A 22,356-nucleotide genomic window follows, 5' to 3' on the forward strand; every position below is an offset into this window, starting at 1 on the left:
GCCGTCCTGTGTTGGTCAGCGGATCGTGAGTCCGCCGCGAATCTCGTCGACCTGCCGGCCGACCGTGGCGTTGCCGCTGCGCACGTTGTCCGTGTGGCCCGCCTCGGACGCCTCCGGCCGGGCGGCCTTCGGGGTCTTGTTGCCGAGCACCTGCCCGGCCTGGACGGCCACGTGGTCGTTGCCGCTGGCGACGTTGCGGTTACCCATGTCTCTCCCTTCGGTTGCCGACCTGGTCTGGTCGGTCGCTGCGGTCGCCGGAGGTGATGGGCCCCGGCGGCCACAGCGGCCGGTCAGCCCAGCACGTCGGCGAGCAGGCCACGGTGGGCGGCGAACACCTCACCGCCACGCACCCGCTTCAACCAGCGGGTCAGCAGGTCGTACGAGTCGGCGCGGATCCAGGTGGCGGCACGGGCGTCGTCGCCCGCGACCAGCCGGGGCGGGAAGCTGGGCAGGTAGAGCCGGGTGGTGACGGGGGTCGTGACCATCCACGCCTCGTCGCTGGCGCGCGGATCGGGCACGTAGCGGGCGGGCAGTTCGTGCCACACCACCCCGTCCTCGGGGTAGAGCAGCAGACCGGTCTCCTCGCCCAGCTCGCGGACGGCAGCGGCCTCCGCCGTCTCGCCCGGGTCGACGTAGCCGCCCGGCAGCGCCCACCCGTGGCCGTCGGAGCGTTCGACCATGACGATCCAGGTCTGCCCGCGCCGGTCGATGGCGGTGACGAGGGCGTCGGCGCAGCGCTGCTCGCCCCAGTGGCCCAGCTCGTTGCGGCCGTACCGGATGCCGGTCGACGGCCCCGGCGTGACCGGCCGCCCGTCGACCACCTCGAACGGGATCGCGGCGGCGGCGCGGCGGGCAGCCCAGTCGATGCGGGTGGGGTCCATCTCCGGGTCGGCCCACGGCGCTCCGGCGGCGATGCCGTCGAGCACGGACGGGTGGGTGAAGGTGCGCATCAGATGAGCCCCCGGTTGCGGCACGTCTGGCAGTCGCCGCCGCAGGACTGGCCGGCGGCGTGGGCGTCGGTGATGGCCTTCGACCGCTGGAACTGCTTGTCGCGGCCCTGCCGCTCCTGCTCGGACTGCTTGAGGGCGTGCGGGAGTGCTTCCGGGGTCACGCCGTGCACCGCCGCCATCCGCTTCGTCTTGTCGCTGAACAGGCCCACGTGGACCTCCCTCCGTTGTGGTGCCAGCCGATCTGGCGACCTCCGCGTGCCGCCCGGGTGATGAGCCGGGCGACCACGGGGGCGGTCAGATCAGTCGGTGATGGTGGTGCCGTCGGCGCGGCGCTGCCGCTCGTCGGCGGCCCGGCCGTGGATCTCGCCCTGCACCGTCGCCGGCAGGCGGCGGAAGGCGGCGCGTCCGGTGTCGCTCTTGCCGGCCAGCTCGACCGCTCCCTGGGCGACGATGTTGACCAGGTCCTGCTGGGTGGCCTTGCGCTTCGCCATCTCTTCCTCGCTTCCTTCGCTTGCGGAGTTCGTGTGTCTGATGAGACGCTAACTCCGCACACGGGTGTGTGTCAACTGAGACAGGGGAGCTGATAGCGTGACCGACGTGATCCGCCCGAAGACGATCTACACCGACGAGCAGAAGCGGCTGCTCGCCACCGCCATCGAACTGGCGCAAGCCGCCGAGGCAGCCGAAACAGCCGCCTGGGAGGCGATCAAGGCGGCGCGCGACGCCCGAGTGCTCGACACCGACCTCACCGGCGACGACACCCCGGCACGCTTCAACCGGGCCACCCTGAACCGCAGGTACGGCGCGCGCCCGTCCTGACCCTGGACACACGAAAGCGCCCCACCCGCCCGAAGGCAGGTGGGGCGCTTCGATGTTGGTCGGCGCTACCGTCCTAGAACCGGTGGCACCGCGCCGACGATCTTACTGGGTGCCGGAGACCAGGCTCGGGGAGTCCGGCTCGCCGCCGGCCGCCGACACGACCGACGTGAGCAGCGACAGCACGGCGGCACCGGCCGCCACACCGCCGGCCGCCAGCCAGTCGGCCTGCCAGGCGGAGAAGACGACGTCGCCGCCCCAGAGGAGCAGCAGCGCCTGCGCCGACGACTTGGCCGCCCGCTCGGCGGCACCCTTCCAGAACTTGCTCGTGAACACGTGCTACCTCCATGGGTACGGTCTGGGTGTGACGAGATACAGGCAGGTCAGCGGCGGTATCGCCGAGGTGCCTGAGGTGTGCCCTGCCGGGCATCGCGACCCGGCCGGGCGGCCGCGCACCACCCCCGGGTGGGGGCAGTGCCAGGTGTGCCGGGAGATGGGGCGTCAGTGGCGGTGCCAGGCCGACGGGTGCCGGTGGGTGGTGCAGCACGACCACCCGTGGCAGTGGCCTACAGGTGTCGGCCGTTGATGGTGCCGCCCGGGTCGCGGACCATCACCAGCAGCGGCTCCGGCACGCCCGGCGTCGACAGGATCGCCGCCCGCCACGTCCGCAGCGTCGCCACCGCCGCGTCGATCTCCCCGGCCAGCTCCCGCATCTGCCGGCGTGTCTCTGCCACCTCCGCGCGGGCGGCCGACGCTTCCCGCTCCGCTTCGGCGGTGCGTTCTTGTAGCTCGTTGACCTGCTGCAACGCCGAGTCGGTGAGTACCTTCACCGCGTCGGCGCGGGTCTTCGGCCGGGCCAGCATGCCCGCGATCAGTGTGGTCACCACCCCGGCCAGCCCGCCCCCGCCGACGGCTGCCGCGAGCAGCGCCCACACGTTGCCGGTCACCGTCCGCCCTCCTGTCGCAGCACCCGCATGCCCTGCCACACCTGCCAGCCGCGCCACGCCGACGCCACCGCCCAGGTGAGACAGAACCCGGCCGCGAAGCTGACCCTCGGTGAGCCGGTGGACAGCAGCGCCAGCCCGTACAGCAGCGGCGCCGCCACCTGCCCGTGCATGGCCGCCAGCTCCAGCACCAGCGCCCGGTAGGTGTTGGCCATGGCGATCGAGATCAGGCCGATGATGCCGGAGCCGAGGAGCAGCACGTACCAGGTCCACAGCACCCACGGGTCGACGAGCTGCTCGATGGTGCCCGGTGGCCGGGCCCCGGCGACGAACAGCGCGCCGACCACGGCGCTGAGGGCGAGGAACATGACCTCGTGTGGCCTGTGGCGGCCGGTGACGACGATCGTCGCCACCCGGGTCAGCTCTGCTTGCCGTAGAGCGGCTCGGCGGCCGTGACCGTCAGCCGGATCGGCGTCGCCAGCCCCGCCGCCGGAGGTGCCTGCTTGCGGGCGATGAGTTGGAACAGTTGCGCGTACGCGGCGGCGGTGTACGCGTCGCCCGACGTGGCCTGCGTACCGACCTCCTGGCGGGCGGCCAGCAGCGCCGCCGCGGTCTTGTCGCCGTAGTGGCCGTCGATCGCGCCCGGGGAGTGTCCGGCGATGACCAGCAGCCGCTGGAGCGCCTCCACGACCTCGCCGCGGTCGTCCTTCTTGCAGAGCATGCTCGTCCCCCCTGTGCTGTTGTTGCTGCTGCCAGTGGCCCTGATGAGGCCGATGTGGATGAGGTAGCGGCGCTTCACCGCCGACAGATCCGCGCCCGCCTTGATGGCGTCGCGGAAGTACGACTCGTGGGTGTGCGTCAGGTGCGACCGATCGCCGGTCGCACGCCGGCCCAGCCGGTCCCAGCGGCGCACCACCTTGCCGTCCGGCGAGTAGATGACCTCGCGGATGTGCTGGGTGTCGGTGGCACCTGCCGCGCACTGCCGCACCAGCCACGTCGAGTAGTGCCGCAGGTCGAAGACCCCCAGCGGGGTCCGCACCCGGAACATGCCGACGTCGAGGGCCGCCGCGTCCAGCGTCAGACCGTTGCGGTCCCGGGGCGACTCGACCACCGAGTAGTCGTTCGCGACGACCCGGTCGGAGCCGCAGTGGTAGCCGCCTCGGTGGCTGGCGTCGGGCACGATGCCGACCTCCCACGCCGGGGAGCCGAGCGGGTCGAGAATCGTCACCCCGGCGGCTTGGGCGCCGGGGCCGAGGTGCTCGATGAGGAGCCGTCGGGCGGCGAGCAGGTTGGCGGGTGCGCGGGTCATAGCGTCCTCAGTTTCTGCACGGTCGCGTAGCTCTGGCCCGCGAGAGTCGTCGCCGACGCGTTCGAGGTGGCCTGCGCGAACTGAAAGACCACCTCGCCTACGCCAGTGACGATCAGCCGCTCTTGGATGAGCTGCGTCGTCGCAGCATCGAAGTGGGTGACGGTTTGCTCTTCGCCGATCGTGGCGATCTGCCGCAGCCGGATGTCCCGGATCCAGGCCGTGCCGCTGTTCGCCGACACGGTGGAGCCGGGCGACAGGATGTCCCGGCTGACGAGGGAGACGGTGCCGGTGGACCGCCAGCACCAGCGCATCCCGCCCGCCAACGACGTCCATCTGGCCGAGAGGCGGATCTCGGTCGGCCCGTCGACGGGGCAGATGATCGAGCTGTCGGCGACGATGGCGGTGCTGGTGCGGCTGACCGGGTTGGACTGCGTGACGTAGCCGACCGCCAGGGCCAGGAGGTCGTCCGGGCGCAGCACCTGCCCGGCCAGGAAATCAATGGTCACGATCACCTCTCACAGGGCGAGGACGTTGGCGGGTGGCCCCGCCTCGATGCGGGTGGCGCCGCCGGTGTTGACGGTCAGCCAGGAGATGGCGCGGTTGCGGCGCCACAGAGTGGTGGTCAGCGCGATGTCCCCACCGGCGTCGTCGACGCGCACGGTGGCGTACTGCTCGCGGCCAGGCCACATGCCCATGTCGTACTGACCGGTCCAGGTGTGCGGACTCGCGTCCAGCGACGCGCAGAGCGCGACGGGGAAGCCGCCGTGCGGGTTACCGGCCACGCTGGACATCGCCAAGCAATGCGCATCCGCATTGATCATCATCATGCGGCGTGGCCAGTCGCCGGCCGTCAGCCAGCCCGCGATCGTGGACCGCTCGGTCGGGAAACCGGCCCACGTGTCCGCGCCGAGGCCCAGCCACGGGGTGGGCATCAGCCAGATCAACGCGTCCGCCGTACTGGTGGCCAGCTGGTCCTCCAGCCACGCGAGCTGGGTCGCGCCGAGCATCGTGCTCCCGGGCACCCGGTCGGCCCGGGTGTCGGAGGCGATGATCAGCACCCGGCCGAACTGCGTGCTGTGGAAGATCGGATTGCCCGACCCGGCGCCGAGCGGGTAGTGCGGCAGCCGCTCCCGATACATGGCCAAGAAGTTGTTTCGGCCGGGCGACGACGAGTCGCTGTCGTTGGGTCCGAACTCGTGGTCGTCGGGCAGCATCAGCGTCGGCACCGACCGGTACAGCTCATGCTGGCGGGGCTGAAGCATGACGTCGTCGAACATGCCCCGGTACTGCGCCAGGCTCGCCGTAGCGCTGAGCCCGTGGTTGCCGCTGCCCAGGTCGTAGTAGCACCAGTCGCCGTCGTGGGCGAGCATCTGCCAGTCCTCGGCCAACGCCCGGATCCGGATCGTGTCGAAGATCGGGTGGTTGCTGAGCCGGTTCGGCGCGGCACCGCCGACCCCCGGCACTACCGGCGTGATCCCCGCGTCGCCGACGCAGCCGATCGTGAAGGACATCGGCGAGCCCGCCGCTACCGGAGCAGTCCGGAACTGGCCGGTCACCGCCGCGTCGACCACCCCGGCGTCCTCGACACGCCACCAGTAGCGGGTGCCCGGCGTCAGCCCGGTCAGCGACACCTTGGCGTGGTTGTTGCTGGTCGCCGTCGCCGACGACCAGGTCGGCGAGCTGAAGTCCGCCGACGTCGACCGGCCCACCCTGACGTTCCCGCTCCCGGTGACCTTGACCGAGGTCACCACCGACGTGTCGGTCACCGCGCCGACCGTCATCCACGTCACCGACATGTCACACCCCCCACCGTGCGACCCGCACCCGCGTGCCCGCCGGATGCTCGATTCCGAGACCGGAAACCGCCCTGGTCACGCTGAACGTCTGCGGCGAGCTGGTGCCTGCGATGTCGTCGACCTGCACCACCTCAGCCCCCACGTTGACGTGCAGCGGAAAGTCCGCTGGCCGCTCGGCGCTGGTCATCCACCGGCGGCGGCCCGGGTCCGTCGCCACCAGCAGCGTCGTGTCCGACGAACCTGCCGCCAGCGCCAGCTCCGACCCGGCCGTATCCAACCGGCCTCTCTCGGGATCACCCAGCACGAACACCCTCCACGGTGAAGCCGGGGCCATCGACGCCGTCACCACCCACGCGTGAGTGGTGAGCACCTCGGTGTAGCCCGCGATCGACTGATCCATGGCGCCGCCACCCAGCGGCTCCGGCACCCCGGTCACGACGACCCGCGATCCGATGTCGCACGCCAGCCACTGCGGCAGCAGCGGCTCCGTCTCCGGCGCATGCAGCAGCAACGTCACCACCGGATAGCGCATGTCCTCGACCGTGCCCATGTGCACCAGCCACTGGGCCCGCCTCGACAGGGTGCGCAGGTCAGTAACGTTGAACTCGACCTCGTCGTCGTACCGCCCGAACCGGGCGATGTGCGCCGCGTCCTCGTAGTAGGCGGGATCGATACCGTCCGCCGTAACCAACGCCGCGTTGCGGGTGAACCGGTCGTCGTCCGACGCCTCCAACGGCGGCGCCAACTGCCCATACGACAGGGTCATCGACGGCTCCTGGTTGTACCGGTCCACGCGTCCCAGCCACGCCATCCTGCCCAGACGGTCCTCGTACAGCACACCGCCCACGTCGGCCTGCTCGACATCACGCAGCACATCGAGCAGGCCGGACTGCGGGCTCGGCCCCATCCGCACGACCGTCGTGGTTGGAGGAGTGACCGGCGCCATCGGCACCCCCGCCGCCTCGGTGACCCGGGTCAGCCGAGACTGGGCGTACTCGCGTGCGTGCCCGGCGGCCGGCCATTGCGTGCTGGGTGGGGTGTCCAAGGTGTTGACCACGCTCATGTGCGAGAACGCGCCGCCCAGCGCCTCGACCTGCGAGATGCCACCGAGGCCCATGGTGCCGGAAACCGTAGTCGAGTACGGGATCCACGACAGCTCGCCGACGCCGTGAACGGATGTGCGTAGCCGCACAGGCGCAATGAGGCCAGGGCGCTCAATCTCGACGCGGATGCCGAGCCAGTCGCCCTCCGTCGGATCGCCGGCCGTCGGCCAGAACGCGAACACGTCGCCGAGGTCGGTGCCGGCGGCGTCGAAGGCCACCGTGTTCAGCCCGGCCTCGTTCGCGCGGACCACCACCGTCGCGATCAAGTCGGACTGCAGGGTGATCCGGGCGATATCCACCGGTGTCGCCGACAGTGGCTCGATCGACGTCCAATACCAGGACGCGCTGCACGCCTGGTCGCTACCGACACCGATCTGGTCGCCGGCGGACACCGGCATGATGATCCGCGACGTCGGCTGCTCCAGGCGGGCCACTGACGACGCACCCGGCAATCCCCGGTCAACCTGACCGAACTGCACGTTGACGCCGGTGGCGCGGGGCTGCCCGGTGATTCCGACAGCCGGGTTCCGGGCCGTCACCGAGTCCTCCAGCGACAGCCACGCCGCCAGGACCGTCGAGCCGCCCAAGGCGATCGACAGCGGAGACGGCAGGTGGGCGCCCTTGAGGAGACGGTGCATCGGGCCGCTCGCGTGTACGTCCACCACGTACGGGTTGACCCCGTCCGCGTCGACGCCGTCCTCGATGAGACGTGGCGCGAGATGAAAGATCACCCCGGTCACCCGCGTATGCCAGACCCCGTCGACCCACACCTGGAAGCGCACCGGCCAGCCTCGCTGCACCGCCCTGGGGGTGTAGTCGACCGTCGCCACGAACCGCGCCGGCTGCGTGTCGGACGCCTCATCGGTGCGGCCCCGCGTGATCCGGATACCGGGCCGCACGGTCGACGGTATCGTCTCCCACGTCCAGCCGTCGGGATCCGACGTCGGGTCCACCCCGCGCACCGCCTGCACCCGGGTCGTGAGTGGAAACGCCGTCACCGTGTCCCCCTGGATCCCAGCACGGCCTGGACGTCCCCGCCGCCGATCTCGATCTCCTGACGCAGCCCACGCAACAGACCGGTGCCCTCGATGACCACCAGGTGGCGTTGCACTGGCGCCTGAGCGGCCCCGTAGAGCGGCGCCGCCCCGGCTGCCACGGTGCTCCCACCGAACGGGGCACCGCCGGAGCGGATCACCTGCCGCAGCCGATCGAACCCAGCCCGGCCGCCCAGCTGGTCCACCTCGCCCGCCGTCAGGATGCCCTCGCCCGGGGCGACCTTCGCCCACTCGCTGTCGACGCCCTTCGCACCGACGCCATCCACGTAGCCGCCGCGGCTGAACTCCCGGTTGCCGCCCCGGGCGGTGCGCTCTTCCGCGACCCGCCGAACCGTGATCGTCGACGTCTTGTTGAGGTTCTGGCTGGCCAGCCACCGCCGGTAGTCGGCAACCTGCGACCGCGCCGCATCGGTGTCGACCCTGATCTTGCGTTCGACGTTGGGGATACGGAACAGCGAGTTGGCCAACGCCACCGCCTCGCTGCGCTCCGCGCCCATCGCCTCAGCGGCACGCAGGAACTCCGCCCGGGCCTGCCGGGTGACCTCCGCCGCAGCCTGGTGGTCGCCACTGGTCTTGCGGATCGCGGCAGCGTTCGCGTTCGCGGCGGTCGCCGCCTCGATCAGGGCCGCCCGGTTGCGGCTACCCGCCTCAGTGGACTCGTCGATGCCCTTACCGGCGTCTTCCCGGGCGGCTTGGCCGAGCTGCCGAAACGCGTCAGCCATACGCATGCTGGCCTGCTCAGATTCCACCACCCGCGACACGGACTCGCCGACGAGGTCGTACCAACTCTGCACCTTCCGGGCCGATTCGTCGGCAGCGTCGCCGGCCCGCCGGAACCCGCCCGCGATCTTGTCGCCAGCCTCCGACCCGGCGTCGCCGGTGGCCCGCAGCTCGTCCCGCGATTGGCGCCACCGCTCGGCCGTCTCCTTGATCTCGTCACCGAGCAGCGGCGCCCACCCGAGCAGCGTCTCGCCCGTCTCGGCCGCCGCCACACGCACGTCCAGCAGCGTCAGGTACAGCGAGCCGAAACCGGCGATCAGGTCACCGACGATCGTCACGCCGACGTCGATGACGCCGAACAAGAATCTCAAGCCAGCGGCGGCTTCCTCCGGATCGATGTTGCGGAACAAGTCGCCCAACGTCTTGCCGAGACCGACGAGACCGCGCTCCAGCTCCGCCACCACCGGGCCGGCCTTCGCCACCCCCTCGCGGAGGCCCGGCACGAACTCCCGCACGAGCCCCACCAGCCCGCGGCTGATCGGCTCGACGAAGCGGGCAGCTTCGCGGGCAAGGCCGTCGACATCGCCACGCATGGCCTGCCAGCCCTGCCGGATCTCCCGGATACCGCCCAGCGTCGGCTCCACCAGCCGCGCGCCGACGGTGTTCTCCAGGTCGGTGAGGACCGAGCTGCCGAGCTCCTTGCCGGCCGCCTGGACGCGCGAGTCGCGGGCGGCGACCACCACGCCGCCTGCCACCGCAGCCGCCACACCAGCGCCCAGGACCACGCCGCCAGCACCCGCCAGCAGACCCGCCACGAGGCCGGTGGCCACCAGACCGCCCGCACCGACACCGGCCCTGACCAGCTCCGGGCCGCCGATCTGCTCGCGGAAGTTCCGCACGAACCGTCGGCCGGCGCTCTCGCCGGACCGATCCCCGGCACGCTCGGCTTCCTCCACCAGACCGTCGAGCAACCCCCGCGACCGGGTCAGCCGCCGCAGCTCGGCCTGCTGGGCACGCATCGCCTTCGCCAGGTCGACACGCTGGGCGGCGTCGTCGGTGTTGCCGAACTGGATCGCGAGATCCTTCAGGCTCTTCTGCGCCTTGTCGATCTCGACGTCCAACTTCCGGGCGCCCTCGGCGGCATCCCGCAGCCGAGGGTCGAGCTTTCCGAGCCGGTCGTTGGCCTTGTCGGTCTCGTCGCCGAGGCCCTTCGCGCTGTCGGCCGTGTCGTCCAGCTTGTCGCTGAACCTGTCGGCCGCCCGACCCGCCTTGTCGAAAGCTGGGCTGACCGTCTCCCGACCCAACAGGTTGATCAGGATGTCGCGCACGCTGCCCGCCATCGCTACCTCCGTCGCAGTGCCGGGTGCTGCCGCATCCGCGCCTCACGCTCATCCACCGGGGCCGCCTCGGCCGGGGCGAGAGCGTCCAGGTGCGCCTGGATCTCCCGCAGCGTCATCTCCCGCTGCGCCTGCGGCGAGCAGGCCACGTAGTGCCGGCTGAGAATCGGCCCCACCGTGTCGAGCAGGGCCGCTACTCCTCCGGGGTCGCCGCAGGCGATTCGGAGGAGGTCATGGCCGGGGGGTCGGCATCGACCTCCGGCTCCACCGTGACGATCTCGGCGAGCATCGGCAGCGGGTCGAAGTCGGCCAGCTTGTCCACCTCGCCGGACAGTCGGCGAGCCAGCCACATCACCGCCAGCGCCCCGGCGTTGTCGCCGCGCAGGAAGCTCTCCAGTGAGGTGATCACGTTCAGGCCCAGCTCGGCGCGCAGCTCCGCGTCGAGGATCATCAGCTCCCGGGCGCGCAGCCCATGAAGCTCCGTCTCGTCGAATACGTGCCAGGCGTCGCCGTACTTCTCCCGGTCCGCCTCGGCAAACCGGAACTTGATCGGCGGCAGTACTCGCGCCATCTCTCAGCCCTTCGTGATCGTGTCGGCGACCCAGTCGACGACGGTCTGCATCTCGCGTGCCACGTCCGGGCCCAGCCGGTCAGCGGGCCGGTCCACGAAGCCGCGCCGCACCCGCTGCGCCACCCACGGATTCGCCTGCGACGTCGCCCGGTGCTGGGCGTGACGCCGCAACCGGCGAGTACGCCCGAACACCGGGTGCCGCAACACCCCGGCGTTGATCCGGTTCACATCCCGCTTCTCCACCGCGCCCCGGGCGGTGACCGTCAGGTGCACCGACGCCGCGCCACGCTGCTCCCGCGCCGCCGCCCGCACCCGCACCGACCTGGACATCAGCGGCCCGTACCCCGACGGCAGCACCGCCAGGGCGGACGCCTTCACGGCCGGTTGGAGCGGCTTCGCGGCCCGCTGCAAGGCCCGCGCCATCTGCTGCGAGAGGCGACGGTCACCGGCCGCCCGCAGCTGCCGGCGCACGGCGGTCAGGTCCGCACCACCGGTGACGGTGAGCTGGAAACCCACCGGTCACGCGGTATTGCGCGCGACGCCGTCCGGGTCGGACAGCGGCCACGACACCTGACGCGTCGCCAGCTCGCCCACCGAGTTCCCGAACGGGTTGTGCTGGTTCACCAGGTAGCTGGCGACGTACTCCGGGTTGGTGGCGCTGATCGACCCCGACGTGGGGCGGACCTTCACCACCACGACGGTCCCGAACGCCGCCCAGAGCGTCGCGTCGACCGCCGACGCGGCGAAGTCGTCGTTGAAGTTGATCCCCAGCGTCGAGTCCTGGAGGCCAGCCTGCCGGGTGCGGGCCACCTGGCCCATCGCCGTGTTCTCCAGCGCCTCCAGCTCCACCGGCAGTGTCACCGAGGTGACCCAGCCCGACAGGTCGACGCTGTTCACTTCGACTCGGGCATCGACCAGTGCGAAGGTTCCCATCCTCGCCCCTCCTCTACTTGATGCCCGCGACGCAGGCGATGTCGGCGGTGCCGGTCAGCGCGGTGACCCGCAGCCGGTACCACTCGTCGGTGATCGGCCCGGCTACCCGGGTCGCCCAGTAGCCGCCCGCCACGGTGATCGGGCCGAACGTGGCCCGCGTCGTCGCGCTGGCGAAGTCGTCGTCTTCGTCGCTTTCGAGCACGGCGGTGATCGTGGTGCCCGGATCGGTGACGTGCAGCGCCGCGTACAGGTGCTGGCCGCTGGCCACCTCGCCCAGCTCGAACGGCGTGCCGGCCGCGCCGGTCGCATCGACCTCGCCGAGCGTCTTCAGCACGACGCCCCGGATCACTCCGGGGTTGCCGTTGCCCTTCGCGCCCTGCGCGGTGAGGCTGAATGGCACCAACTGGCCGACATCACCGAACAGCTGGTACGAGAACGTCGACGCCCGGTAGGAGTACGCCGGGCTGCCCTCGGCGCCGTCGTGCGAGTGCGTGATGACCTGCACCCCGCCCAGCGCGGCGAACACGGTCTCGTCCAGGCCCTCGTCGGCCTGCCAGAACCCGGCCACCTGACTCGACGCGTCCTCCAGCCCGGCCTTGCGGGAACGGGCGGTGCGCTGCCCGACCGGCCCGAACACCGTCGAGTCCAACGCCTCCCGCTCCAGCGGCATGGTGGTCTGCGACAGGTCGGTGGTCATGTCGTAGCCGCCGAACCACGTCGTGATGTTGTTCGCGGCGAACGTCTCCACCGGTCAGCCCGCCTTCCGGCCCGGCTTCGCGGCGGGGGCGTCGTCGACCGCCAGCGGGGCCGGCTCCGGCACGGGCTTCGGCAGCACCCTGATGTGCCGCGCGTACACCAGCTGCACGACCGCCGTCTCCACCGGATCCAGCTCGACCACACCGCCCCGGCCGACCGACTTGCCCGTCCGCACGTCCGTGATCTCGACGTCACCGATCACCTCGGCGCGCACGATCTCGTCGGCGATGGCCTCCAGGTAGTGGGGTCGGCAGTGCAGGATCGGCCGCTTGCCGGTGCCCACCGCCGGCTCGTAGCAGTCGCCACCAGCGGCCGGCTTGCAGGTCTTGATGTTCATCTCACGCTCCCGATGCGTAGACACGGACGCCGAACACGCCGCCGTAGTAGCTGCCGTAGCCGACCGGCTCCAGCCCTTCCGGGTCGAACGAATCCACGACCAAGTCGTGGACGAGGCCGCCGAGAGTCCGGTCACCGTCCGACAGCGCGGCCCGGATCGACCGGGGGCCAGTCGGGTTCGCGAACCGGGCCAGCGCCGGCTGGCCGATCCGGTCGAGCTGCGCGCTCACCAGCACCACCACCGAGAAGGAGAGTTGGTAGGTGCCGCGTTTCATCGCCAGTTGGTACGAGGGGATCGCCGGGACGAGGGGGAACGCGCACGGCACCGGCAGGCCGTCCGGGGCGTACCCGAATCCGCGCAGCTCGTCGACCGTGTCCAGCCGCTTGCCGAGGGCCTCCATGATGGCGGCGAGGTCGGCGGCCATCACGCCACCTTGACCGGCATGCGCTGGTAGGCGCCCAGCAGCGCCTCCACGATCGGGTTCGGCCGCGCCCGGACCGCGCCGTACTCGCCGTAGCCCGCGATCCCGAACGCCATCGTCCCGAGCTTCAGCAGGTCGGTCGCCCAGATCGCCGCAGCCTGCCGCACAGGCTCCGGCACCACCGGCCACCCGAACACCCCGGTCACCTGGATCCGCTGCTCCCGGCCCGACGTACATACCGGGAAGGAACGGCCACCGACCGCCTTGATCGCGGTGAACGGCGACTCCTCGGGCCGCAGCGTCAGCGGGCTACGCAGCACCTGGAAGTCGCCCGGCGCCCACGGCGTGCCGTAGACGCCCGACCCGGCGTCGTCGGTGGCCAGTGCCGTCACCTCCACCAGATCGTGCACCGCCAGGCGCAGCGGGCCGGTCGCGTCGTAGGTGCGCGTCGCGGTCCGCCGGTAGAACACCCGCTCGCAGTGGTCCTCGATCCACCTGCTCACCGCAGTGACGGCCCCGAGGATCTCCAGGTCCGACATGCTGTCGTTGATGCTGACCCGGCTCTTCAGCTCCTCGGGCGTGCAGTAGAGCTGGCCGAGGTTCGCCGCCTGGACCGTCCACGTGCCGGCCGCGACGTCAGACGCGGTGCCGGTGCCGATCCACACGTACGTCCACACGCCCGGCGTGGTGCACGGCACGTCGAGGCGGTACGCGCCGGTGCCGGTCCTCGTCAGGTCGCCGACGCCGTGGGTCGTCGCCGTACCGGTCGGGTCGGTGATGACCAGGCTGACCGTCGTCGGGTCCGCCGGCGTGCCGTCGACCGTGAACAGGTTGCTGACGGTCGCCAGCTCGGCGGCATCGGCGAAGAACACCTCAGCCACGGGTCACCTCCGATCGTGATGCATGCCCGGCGGACACCACTGCCGCACTGCGCCGCCGCCCGGCGACGTCGGACGCTGATTGGGCCTTGGCTGGCCCCGTATCGGCTGACCTGCCCGCGATCGCCGCCACCATGGGCAGCAGGTCGGCTGCGACCAGTCCGGCAGCCCGCGCCGACCCGACGGCCCACACCGAGACGGCAGGCAGGCCAGCCGCCAGCACACCCGCCGAAGACGCGCCACCGACCAGGGCGACCGACGCGGCAGGCAGCGACACCGAGGCCGCCCCCGGCGCCCGCGCCGCACCCGTCAGAGCAGCCGACAGGCCCGGCAGCAGCACGGTGGTCGCACCCGACGAGCGGGCCGACCCGGCGGCGGCCACTGACAGCGGCGGCAGAGACGCGGCCAGCGCCCCGGAGGTCGTCGGTGACGTCGCCGGCCCGAGCGGCGCGGTGTCCGACCATCCGACCTCGTCGAGTCGCAGCGCGATGTTGGCCGCGCTGTTCGTCTGTCCGTACCAGATCTCCCTGGTCGGACCGCCGAAGTTGACCGCGCTCAGATCGCCCGAGTCCTGCGACGGCGTCGTGGCGTCACCGGCGTAGACCCAGACCCGGCCGGTCGACGACGTGGTGCCGCCGACCATCACCTCCACACGCCACTGCTGGCCCGCCGACAGCGCCGTCGACGACCAGACGGCGCCGTTGGTGTTGTTGTGCAGCGACACCACACCCGCCGCCGTCACCTGCAACCGCCAGCGCTGCGCACCAGACCCGACGTTCATGCCCCGCGCCGGGCTGGTCGTACCCGACACCGACCCGGGGTCGACGTACAGACGCAGCCACTGCGAGGTGGTCGAGTCGGCCGCGTTCACCGACCATCCGCGCCGCACCGCGCCGCCCGTCGCGCCCAACGTCACCGCCATGCAGCGGGAGCCGTGCGACGGACCGGTCGCCGAGTACGTGCACGACCCGCCAGCGGTGTCGCCGGTCAGCGTCCACGCGTCGCCGGACGATCCGCCGCTGTTGCCGGTGGTGATGGTGTCGCCGGCCGTCCCGCCCTCGAACGAGTTGGTCAGGGTCGCCACGTCGCACCCCCTAGCTGGCGGGCATCGCCACCGTGCCGGACGTCAGCTCCACCGTCAGGCCGATCGACACCGTGGTGGTCGACAGCTCCAGGTCCCCGCCGCCGCCGGTCGCGGTCACGGAGCCGTCCAGCACGTTCGCGCCGGTCGAATCCTCAGCCCGGAACCACCCGGCAGTTCCTGCCGCCGCGCCGACCGCCGACAGCGGCGTACCCGCCAGCGACGCCACGCCCGAGCTGGCCGCACCAAACGCCGGATCCGCCAACTCGAATTCGACCAGCAGCGTGCCCGACTCGGCGTCGTTCGCTGTAGCCGGCTGCGAGCCGGAGTACACCTTGATCGTGCCCGCGCCCGACCCCGCGTCGAGAAGTCCGGCGATCGCGTCAGCCGCTGCCGACCGGGCTGCCGTGGAAATTCTGGTCGCCACACCCGCTCCTCTCGCTGAGTGCCTTCACCGCGGCCACGTCGTCGGGCATCCGCTCCACCCGCCACCGCTCGTACGCGGCCCGGTCGCGGGCGTACTGCCCCGGATGATTGACGCGCCGATACTGGTCGTCCCAGGCGGCGCGGCCGGCGAGCGGATGCACGTGCTCGATGACCACATCCGGCAGATACCGCAGGCATCTGGCGGCCCGACCCAGGTCGGCGATCGCGTCGTCGCAGTACAGGTGCTCGACGTCGGCGGGCACCATGCGGCCCAGAGTGCGCACGATGTCGCTGGTCGTCGCCCACTGGGTGGGGAGACGCGCGCCCTGGATCCGGTCGTCGCCGTAGACGATGCCAGTGCCCATCTGGCGCATCTCGTCGAGGTACCTCCGAGCCCAGCCGGGCGTGCGCGGCAGGTGGTCGTCGCCGGCGAACCCCAGCGCGGGCAGGCCCGGCACCGCCGCCAGAACGTCGACCACCGCTGCGTTGAGTTTGTGCACCATCGGTACCCACTCACGGGCCGTGAATGTGCCCAGCGCTCCCGGCCTGCACCGGCCGATCTCGGCCATGTAGGCCGGGTACGTCGGGTCATCCGCGTCGACCGCGAACATCAGCTCAGCGCCGTCGTCATAGGCCCCCGTGGCTTGCCACGCCTCGACGAGCCTGGCCACCGACTCCGGCCGACCCCGGGACGGCACGATCACCAGCAGGTCAGCCATGACCCGGCTCGACATCCGGCTGCACGTAGTCCAGGTCCGAGATCCACACCTGCTTGTGGTGCGTCGTCTTGACCCCCGTGTGCACGTGCACCGGGAAGCCGGCCGACCCCACCCGGGCGCAGAACGACAGATCCTCCGACACCATCTGCCCGTCCCCGTACCGCGACTGGTCGAACCACCGGTCGCCGTGCTCCGCGCGCAGCTTCTCCGCCACCGTCCGGTGGATCAGGATGCACGCCGCACCCGTGCCGGCCACCCGCAGCAGGGTGTCCTCCGGGAACCGCCACTGCACCTGGAAGCCGTGGTGCCCGGCCGGGGTGACCGCCGGCATCAGGATCGTCGGTACGGGGGTCACCCGCCGCCCACCGAACCCGTCGTAGGCGACCTCTCGCAGCCCGAAGCAGAGCGCCCCCACCACCGGACGGTCGACCGGGTCGGCGGCGTCCACCAGCCGGTCCACGGTGTCCGGCAGGAAACCCATGTCGGTGTCGATGAACCACAGCCACTCGTGCTCGGTTTCGTCCAACCAGCGGCGGACAGCCAGGTTGCGGGACTCGACCAGCCCACCCGAGTCGCAGCGGATCATGAACGGGCCGCCGGTGCCGACGATGCGCCCTTCGTGGGCGGCATCGTGAGCGACCAGTCGCATCATGCTCTCGTGCCACGAATGGCTGACCTCGTGCGCGTGGAGGTAGGCGACCTGGACGAGACCGTCACCCACGGCGGGTCTGCCGCTTCTCGCCCGGCGCCCGCGTCGCCCGCTCCACCGGCGCCGCCTCGGGGGCCAGCTCGGGGGCCTTACGCGGCACCGACAGGTGCGCGGCCGGCGTCTCGTCGGTGAACAGGTCCGGCCGCTCCAGCACCAGCGGGTGGTCGTCGTCGGCGGTCGTCACGCCAGCCGACAGGACCGTCGAGCCGCCCGACCAGCGGACCAGCCCTGAAACCTTCGCGTACTTCACGATCTTCTCCTCTGCGTCCGGAGGGTGATCCGGGCGGCGGCATCGACGCAGGACACCGCCGCCCGGAGAAGGTGGAACCGCCGCCGTCAGGCGCTGCGGTTGGTGAGCAGCCGGAACCCGGCCTGGTTGACGACTCCGCCGCCGACCCGCGCCCACGCGAACCAGCCGCGCTGCCCGGTCGGACGGTTGTTGGTGACGTCGAACAGCATCGGGATGAACTCGACGGTCATGCCGGCCCGCTGCGCCACCACGTAGCCGCGGAAGTCACCGACCACGAGCAGCGGCTGAGTGCCGGTGCCCGCCGGGTCGTTGGCCATGAAGTCGTTCATCGGGTACTCGCGGCCGAACAGACGGGGGATGGCCTCCTGGGTGATGTTCACCGTGAAGTTCGGATCCACGGTGCCCAGCTGCCGGATGCTGTTCTGCACGTCCGTCGAGGACATCCACGCGCAGTTCTGCGCCCGACGGAACCGCTGCGGCAGCGCATCCCACGTCGCGTAGACGTCGGAAGCGGCGATCACGCCCGCCGACGCCACCTCCCGCTTCACCGCGCTCACCGCGGCGAGGCTGGAGATCAGGCCGTTGGGCTCGTTGGACCCCGACGTGCCCGTGGTGAGCTTCTCGGCCAGCAGTTCGTCGTAGCCCTCGGCGAGGAGCATCGACATCTGCTCGGCGAAGCCGGGCCAGTCCATGCCGACCTCGATGGAGAACGGAATGAAGCCGTCGGCCCGCCTGGTGGGCACCTCCGGCTGCGCGACGCTCGGGGAGTCGTCGGTCGCCGCCGCCGCCTCGGTCTTGAACGACCACGACACGCCGGCCGAGGACAGGCCACGCCACGTGTCGTTGGTGATCGTCTCCACCCGGGCCAGCCGCAGGATGTCGTTCGGCGACCCCTGCGCGGTCATGATGATCGTCGGGTCGATCAGCACCGGCACGGCGAAGCCGCCCGCACTGTCGACACCGATGGACATCGCCCGCTTGATGAGCCGCACCTGCTCGATCGCCCGCGACTCCTCGGCGGTGAACGCCGGGGTCGCGCTCGCGGCCACCTTCTGGAACGCCGACCGGTAGTGCGGGTTCTGGGTGGCCAGCAGCAGCCGCGCCACCAGGTCCCCGTCGAGGTCGCCGTTGCGGGTGCGCAGCACCTTCTCCAGGTGGACCTTCTGGTCGTCGCGCAGGTGGCTGTTGTGCTCCTTGTCGTCGAGCACGCGGCGGGCCCGGCTGTGCGCCTTGCCCTCCTCGAGGATCCGCACGTCCTCGGCGAACGGGTCGTCCTTGCGGACGAACGCCGGGGCGCCGCGGTTGCCGTCGGCGGGCTCGGACGAGCCGCGCTCGGCGATCTCCCGGATCCGCGACTCACGCTTCTCCCTGGCCTCGATGTCGGCCAGGACGAGCTTGCGGGCCTCGTCCAGCTCGTCGAACTCGGCCTGCTGCTCGTCGGTGAACGGCTTGTCACCGGCGGCCTTGTCGATGCCGCGCATCTCCGACTCGATCTCACCGAGCCGGGCACGCAGCTGCTCCAACGGATTCACTGGTCCCCCTTCAGGAACGGGTAGAGACGCCGGCGGCGCTCGCCTGGCGTCAGGCCGCCCGAGTGGCCCCTGGCCGGGTCGGTCGGTGCTGTGGACGCGGGTCCCGAGGCGGCCAGTGCCGGAGTGGCGGGTGGCTCACCGTTGGGAGTGCGGGATGCGCTGATGCGCGAGCGCAGCTCGTCGACCCGCTTCGGGTCGCGGCTGCGAAGCTGTGCGTAGTAGGCGTCCGTCCCGGCAACGCACCGCAGGGAAGACGTGGCGTCCGGGTTCGCCGGCCAGGTGACCGGCCCGAACTCGAACAGGCGGACCTCGCGGATCGTCCGCTCCGGCAGGCCCTCCGGGTTGTACTCGGACGCCTTCGGCTCGTTGTCCCACGAGTCCTTGACCACGCGGAACATGAAGCTCGACCCGTAGCCGCCTCGGCGCAGGCCGGGCAGCAGGTCACGGTTGTACGAGGTGTCATCGAGTGCCACCACACCCAGCGGCGAATCCGACTCCTCGGTCAGTGAATCGATGCCGCCGAGCAGCTTGTCGCCGATGTGGAAGTCGTGGCCGTGGTTGAACAGCACCTTCACGCCAGCGGAGTCGGTCTTGCGGGACCTGTGCGCTGCGATCGTGCGCTTGAAGGACCCACGGGCGGTCCGCTCCAAGAACCGGCCCTCCCACCACGAATCGATCTCGTACCAGACGTCGAACATGGAGAACCGCACCTCCATGGTCGCCAGCCGGCCGTCATCGGCCTGGTCCTCGTCGGCACGCGCCGGCAGATGCCAGGTGCGGACGATGTCCAGGTCAGGCAGCGTCAGATCCGTCATCACCACTCCCGCTCCCGTCACCCGCACCACTGCCGGGCGGCTGCAACTGCACGCTCAGGTTCCCGGTGTGTCGCAGCAGCGACATGTCCTCAGACTCGATCGCGTCGATCACCGACTGCGGCTCGAAGCCGCCATCCACCAGCGATCGCATCGCCTGCGCCTGCCGGAACTGGATCTCCGCGACGTCCTTACGGTCCTCACGCAGCGCCGGCACATCGCGCACGTCGTACCAGAGCCTCGCCCCCGCAGGCGGTGTCACCAGCGGCGCCAGCGCCGACGCCGCCGCCGACCAGAGCGGCGCCAGCGTGATGTCCGCGAGCCGTCGCCGCACCTGCGAGTAGTTGCCCGCGTTCAAGCTGCTGCCCTGCAAGCCCTCCGAGAGGCCCAGGATCACCGGGTGCACACCCGCAGCCGCGGCGACCCGCGTCTCCGACAGCCCGGAAATCGACCGCAAGTCGAGGGCCTTGAAGTCCGACCCGACCGGTGTGGCCTTCGCGCCCGCCAAGTACAGCGTCTTGTACGCGTTCACCGCCGACCGATGCTCCGACTCCAGCAGCTCCTTGAACTGGCGGACCTGCTCCATCTTCATCGTCGGCTCGAACGAGATGACCATGTTCGGTGTGGCACCGTTGCGGAAGAACGCCAGCCGGTGCTCCGTCGCCGCCGAGTCCGCCTGCAACTCTCGCAGGATCGCGATCAGCCACGACGAGCCCCGCCACCAGGCGATCGGGTCCGGCATCGGCGCGAACACCGCCACCTCGTCCGCCAACACCACCTCGACGCGGCCACCCGGCGGCTCGTAGATCACCCCGAACAACTCGGCGTCCAGTGGCGGCGCCGCCGCATCCACCGGCTCGTCACGGCTGGCCAGCACCAGCGTGCACCAGTCCGGGCGCATCCGCGCCAACCGGTCCGGCCCGCGCCGCGCCACCAACCCCGTCCCGGCCAGATCCGCGTCGAGCATCATGCGGATCAGCAGATCCCGGGTCGTCCCTCGCGGCCACGGCCGCTCGAACAGGCCGAGCGCCGGGGTACCGAACAGGCGGTCCGGGCGTCCACGCGTCACGCTCTGCCACGCCAGGCGCGCCTCGGAAAACAGCTGCGCCCGCACCGCCAGGGACGCCCACACCACACCCGACTGCTTCATCGCGTGCTGGGCCGCAGCGGTGAAGGACGTCTCCATCCGCTCCTCGGTGCCCCACGACGCCTGCGTCTGCAACAGCGTGTACGGATCCGAGCCGATCAGACCCAGCAGCTGGTTCAGCGGGATGCCGCCGGAGCGGGTCGACGGCGACCGGGCAGTGATCCTCGACAGCAGGTTCACCCGCCACCACCACCGTCATCCACCAACAGCAGCCCGTACACCACCGACAGGACCCCGAGCACGATCAGGCCAAAACCAGCACCCGCCACCACAGCGACACCACCGGCGATGCCAGCGCATCCGCCCGCCACCAGTGCGGTCTGTAGCCGCCGGGCAACCCTCATCCGAAGAAGAACCACGGGTCTCCCTCCTCTGGTCGATGGATCCGCGGCGTGCAATGCCCGAACAGAGCCAGGGACACGGCTGCCAGCGGCGTCACGTCCACCGCCAGGTCCCGCCGCGCCCAGGCCCACGACCCGCCCACGTCGCGCCGCACCGCGCCGCGCACCGCAGTGGTCAGCTCGGCCTGGGCGATGTGCGTGATGTCCCGACCCGCCGGATCTTCACCGGCGATGCCGTCGTACAGCAGCTGGCAGCCCGTCACCACGTCCACGACGTTGGCCCGATGCACCACCAGTTCGGCCGCTTCCGCCTCCTCGGCCAGGGCCTTGTCGTCGATGACCACCACCGACGGCCCGTTGCGCTCCAGCTCCTTCAGGCGCGGAATCACCCACGCGACGCCCGGCCGGTAGTCGAGCACCTCACCGTCGCCCGCCACCTCGATATGCCGGCCACCACCCACCCGGGCGCCAGCGATACCGATCGCCGCGTACGAGCGGTCCGGTGGCACGTACACCCCGAACGCCGGGCGGCCCTCGAGCTCGGACGTCGAATCCTCGGCGTCCGACCACAGCGTCTCGCCGATCACCTGCCAGCCGTCCGCCTCGCCGCCGGCGTACGGCAGCCACATGCCCAGCCGCTCCGGAGCGAAGCCCTCCCGCAGCCGGGACAGCTCGTCCTCGCAGAACTCCTCGGAGATGCGGATGCCCAACCCCGGGTTCGCCTGGTACCACAACTCCCGGTCGGCATACGCCGCTAGCTGCTGCTTCACCCCGACCGTCGGGTCGACCTCACCCAAGCCCCAGTCGAAGTACGCCAGCCGGTCCTTGCCAGCCTCGCCGTCCTGCCGGATCCCGTATACCCATGCGGCCGGGTCCTCCGGTGGAGTGCCCAGGTACCAGATCTGCGGATTGCCGTGCATCGACCTGGCGCTCATCGTGCTGAACAGGGCCTTCATCTGGAGCAGGTTCAGCTCCTGCGCCTCGTCCAGGATGATGCAGTCGCCGGAGAACCCGCGACCCGAGCCCCGCGACCGGGCGATGAACTTCAGCCGCTGCCCGGTCGTCAGCTCGATGCCCTGCTCCCCGGACCCCTCCCAGTACCGCTTGACGAGCCGGTTGAACTCCGGCGCCGCCTGGATCAGCTCCCGGATCCGCAGGAACCCCTCCTGCGCCGTCTTGTACTCGTGCGCCGACCAGAGGATCTTCTTCTCGCCGAGGTAGAACAGGCCAGCGAGCACGCGGGCCTCGATGATGGCGCCCTTGCCGTTCTGGCGCGGCACCCACACCGCCACCTCGCGGGCTGCCCACTTCCCATCCCGGTGCTCGCCCAGGGCGTGATCCAGCACGTACCGCTGCCACGGGTCCAACATCAGCCCCGCCACCTCGCACAGGTCCGCCACGTCCGGACCGGAA

31 protein-coding genes are annotated in these 22,356 nt (G+C 71.1%); 1 reads left to right on the forward strand and 30 read right to left on the reverse strand.

The features are described from left to right. Positions 1–15 precede the first annotated feature (15 nt). From ABZ738_RS05400 to ABZ738_RS05415, 4 genes are all read right to left on the reverse strand, one after another. Positions 16–207 carry a hypothetical protein gene (locus ABZ738_RS05400; RefSeq protein ID WP_357211218.1) on the reverse strand — a complete coding sequence of 64 codons (192 nt, stop codon included), beginning with the start codon at positions 205–207 and terminating at the stop codon, positions 16–18. A gap of 83 nt (positions 208–290) precedes the next feature. Continuing rightward, positions 291–950 carry an NUDIX domain-containing protein gene (locus tag ABZ738_RS05405; RefSeq protein WP_357211221.1) on the reverse strand — a complete coding sequence of 220 codons (660 nt, stop codon included), beginning with the start codon at positions 948–950 and terminating at the stop codon, positions 291–293. After that, on the reverse strand, positions 950–1,159 hold the full coding sequence (locus ABZ738_RS05410; RefSeq protein WP_357211224.1) for a hypothetical protein: 210 nt from the start codon (positions 1,157–1,159) through the stop codon (positions 950–952). Before ABZ738_RS05410 ends, ABZ738_RS05405 begins: the two co-directional genes overlap by 1 nt. A 90-nt stretch (positions 1,160–1,249) precedes the next feature. Continuing rightward, on the reverse strand, positions 1,250–1,441 hold the full coding sequence (locus tag ABZ738_RS05415) for a hypothetical protein (protein ID WP_357211228.1): 192 nt from the start codon (positions 1,439–1,441) through the stop codon (positions 1,250–1,252). 97 nt (positions 1,442–1,538) lie between these two features. Between ABZ738_RS05415 and ABZ738_RS05420 the strand changes: the two genes are divergently transcribed. Continuing rightward, entirely contained in the window at positions 1,539–1,769 is a 231-nt protein-coding gene (locus ABZ738_RS05420; protein ID WP_357211230.1) for a hypothetical protein, read from the forward strand. 102 nt (positions 1,770–1,871) lie between these two features. On the opposite strand, the gene ABZ738_RS05425 is transcribed toward ABZ738_RS05420, so the two are convergent. The 26 genes from ABZ738_RS05425 to ABZ738_RS05550 form a co-directional block, all read right to left on the reverse strand. Beyond that, complete coding sequence (locus tag ABZ738_RS05425) at positions 1,872–2,102, reverse strand: holin (protein ID WP_357211233.1); 231 nt, start codon at positions 2,100–2,102, stop codon at positions 1,872–1,874. A gap of 230 nt (positions 2,103–2,332) precedes the next feature. Further along, positions 2,333–2,713: a hypothetical protein gene (locus ABZ738_RS05430; protein ID WP_357211235.1), complete on the reverse strand. Its 381-nt coding sequence runs from the start codon at positions 2,711–2,713 to the stop codon at positions 2,333–2,335. Further along, positions 2,710–3,123 (reverse strand): hypothetical protein, encoded by a 414-nt coding sequence (locus tag ABZ738_RS05435; RefSeq protein WP_357211237.1) that lies wholly within the window; start codon positions 3,121–3,123, stop codon positions 2,710–2,712. The genes ABZ738_RS05430 and ABZ738_RS05435 overlap by 4 nt, the downstream gene beginning before the upstream one ends. A 5-nt stretch (positions 3,124–3,128) precedes the next feature. Further along, entirely contained in the window at positions 3,129–4,019 is an 891-nt protein-coding gene (locus tag ABZ738_RS05440) for a peptidoglycan-binding domain-containing protein (RefSeq protein WP_357211239.1), read from the reverse strand. Then, on the reverse strand, positions 4,016–4,531 hold the full coding sequence (locus ABZ738_RS05445) for a hypothetical protein (protein WP_357211241.1): 516 nt from the start codon (positions 4,529–4,531) through the stop codon (positions 4,016–4,018). The genes ABZ738_RS05440 and ABZ738_RS05445 overlap by 4 nt, the downstream gene beginning before the upstream one ends. Before the next feature lie 3 nt (positions 4,532–4,534). Continuing rightward, entirely contained in the window at positions 4,535–5,815 is a 1,281-nt protein-coding gene (locus ABZ738_RS05450; RefSeq protein ID WP_357211243.1) for a metallophosphoesterase family protein, read from the reverse strand. 1 nt (position 5,816) lies between these two features. Further along, positions 5,817–7,748 carry a hypothetical protein gene (locus ABZ738_RS05455; protein WP_357211246.1) on the reverse strand — a complete coding sequence of 644 codons (1,932 nt, stop codon included), beginning with the start codon at positions 7,746–7,748 and terminating at the stop codon, positions 5,817–5,819. 164 nt (positions 7,749–7,912) lie between these two features. Further along, positions 7,913–10,033, reverse strand: coding sequence for a hypothetical protein (locus ABZ738_RS05460; RefSeq protein WP_357211249.1), 2,121 nt, complete (start codon positions 10,031–10,033; stop codon positions 7,913–7,915). A 2-nt stretch (positions 10,034–10,035) separates the two neighbouring features. Then, a complete protein-coding gene (locus ABZ738_RS05465; RefSeq protein WP_357211252.1) occupies positions 10,036–10,206 on the reverse strand; it encodes a hypothetical protein in 171 nt (56 codons plus the stop codon). A gap of 17 nt (positions 10,207–10,223) precedes the next feature. After that, on the reverse strand, positions 10,224–10,601 hold the full coding sequence (locus tag ABZ738_RS05470; protein ID WP_357211255.1) for a hypothetical protein: 378 nt from the start codon (positions 10,599–10,601) through the stop codon (positions 10,224–10,226). 3 nt (positions 10,602–10,604) lie between these two features. Beyond that, positions 10,605–11,117 carry a hypothetical protein gene (locus tag ABZ738_RS05475; protein ID WP_357211258.1) on the reverse strand — a complete coding sequence of 171 codons (513 nt, stop codon included), beginning with the start codon at positions 11,115–11,117 and terminating at the stop codon, positions 10,605–10,607. A gap of 3 nt (positions 11,118–11,120) precedes the next feature. Continuing rightward, positions 11,121–11,534, reverse strand: coding sequence for a radical SAM protein (locus ABZ738_RS05480; protein ID WP_357211260.1), 414 nt, complete (start codon positions 11,532–11,534; stop codon positions 11,121–11,123). 13 nt (positions 11,535–11,547) lie between these two features. Further along, entirely contained in the window at positions 11,548–12,282 is a 735-nt protein-coding gene (locus ABZ738_RS05485) for a hypothetical protein (RefSeq protein WP_357211261.1), read from the reverse strand. Between the two features lie 3 nt (positions 12,283–12,285). Next, a complete protein-coding gene (locus ABZ738_RS05490; protein ID WP_357211264.1) occupies positions 12,286–12,627 on the reverse strand; it encodes a hypothetical protein in 342 nt (113 codons plus the stop codon). Position 12,628: 1 nt separating this feature from the next. After that, the gene (locus ABZ738_RS05495) at positions 12,629–13,051 is read right to left on the reverse strand and encodes a hypothetical protein (protein ID WP_357211266.1); all 423 of its coding nucleotides are present in this window, start codon (positions 13,049–13,051) and stop codon (positions 12,629–12,631) included. Further along, positions 13,051–13,929 (reverse strand): hypothetical protein, encoded by an 879-nt coding sequence (locus tag ABZ738_RS05500; RefSeq protein ID WP_357211269.1) that lies wholly within the window; start codon positions 13,927–13,929, stop codon positions 13,051–13,053. The genes ABZ738_RS05495 and ABZ738_RS05500 overlap by 1 nt, the downstream gene beginning before the upstream one ends. Beyond that, complete coding sequence (locus ABZ738_RS05505) at positions 13,922–15,010, reverse strand: hypothetical protein (RefSeq protein ID WP_357211272.1); 1,089 nt, start codon at positions 15,008–15,010, stop codon at positions 13,922–13,924. Before ABZ738_RS05505 ends, ABZ738_RS05500 begins: the two co-directional genes overlap by 8 nt. Positions 15,011–15,020: 10 nt before the next feature. Continuing rightward, positions 15,021–15,434, reverse strand: a complete 414-nt coding sequence (locus ABZ738_RS05510; RefSeq protein WP_357211275.1) for a hypothetical protein — start codon at positions 15,432–15,434, stop codon at positions 15,021–15,023. Beyond that, positions 15,391–16,152 (reverse strand): hypothetical protein, encoded by a 762-nt coding sequence (locus ABZ738_RS05515; protein ID WP_357211278.1) that lies wholly within the window; start codon positions 16,150–16,152, stop codon positions 15,391–15,393. Before ABZ738_RS05515 ends, ABZ738_RS05510 begins: the two co-directional genes overlap by 44 nt. Further along, on the reverse strand, positions 16,145–16,873 hold the full coding sequence (locus ABZ738_RS05520; RefSeq protein WP_357211281.1) for a glycosyltransferase family A protein: 729 nt from the start codon (positions 16,871–16,873) through the stop codon (positions 16,145–16,147). Before ABZ738_RS05520 ends, ABZ738_RS05515 begins: the two co-directional genes overlap by 8 nt. Continuing rightward, positions 16,866–17,111 (reverse strand): hypothetical protein, encoded by a 246-nt coding sequence (locus tag ABZ738_RS05525; RefSeq protein WP_357211283.1) that lies wholly within the window; start codon positions 17,109–17,111, stop codon positions 16,866–16,868. The genes ABZ738_RS05520 and ABZ738_RS05525 overlap by 8 nt, the downstream gene beginning before the upstream one ends. Before the next feature lie 86 nt (positions 17,112–17,197). Continuing rightward, positions 17,198–18,643, reverse strand: a complete 1,446-nt coding sequence (locus ABZ738_RS05530; RefSeq protein ID WP_357211286.1) for a phage major capsid protein — start codon at positions 18,641–18,643, stop codon at positions 17,198–17,200. After that, positions 18,640–19,458 (reverse strand): HK97 family phage prohead protease, encoded by an 819-nt coding sequence (locus tag ABZ738_RS05535; protein WP_357211288.1) that lies wholly within the window; start codon positions 19,456–19,458, stop codon positions 18,640–18,642. Before ABZ738_RS05535 ends, ABZ738_RS05530 begins: the two co-directional genes overlap by 4 nt. Next, positions 19,436–20,782 carry a phage portal protein gene (locus tag ABZ738_RS05540; protein WP_357211290.1) on the reverse strand — a complete coding sequence of 449 codons (1,347 nt, stop codon included), beginning with the start codon at positions 20,780–20,782 and terminating at the stop codon, positions 19,436–19,438. Before ABZ738_RS05540 ends, ABZ738_RS05535 begins: the two co-directional genes overlap by 23 nt. Then, positions 20,779–20,946, reverse strand: a complete 168-nt coding sequence (locus ABZ738_RS05545) for a hypothetical protein (protein ID WP_357211293.1) — start codon at positions 20,944–20,946, stop codon at positions 20,779–20,781. Before ABZ738_RS05545 ends, ABZ738_RS05540 begins: the two co-directional genes overlap by 4 nt. Beyond that, entirely contained in the window at positions 20,943–22,343 is a 1,401-nt protein-coding gene (locus tag ABZ738_RS05550; protein ID WP_357211296.1) for a hypothetical protein, read from the reverse strand. Before ABZ738_RS05550 ends, ABZ738_RS05545 begins: the two co-directional genes overlap by 4 nt. Between the last annotated feature and the right edge of the window lie 13 nt (positions 22,344–22,356).

The sequence above is a fragment of the Micromonospora sp. NPDC047793 genome (assembly GCF_040642635.1).
Classification (GTDB): Bacteria; Actinomycetota; Actinomycetes; order Mycobacteriales; family Micromonosporaceae; genus Micromonospora.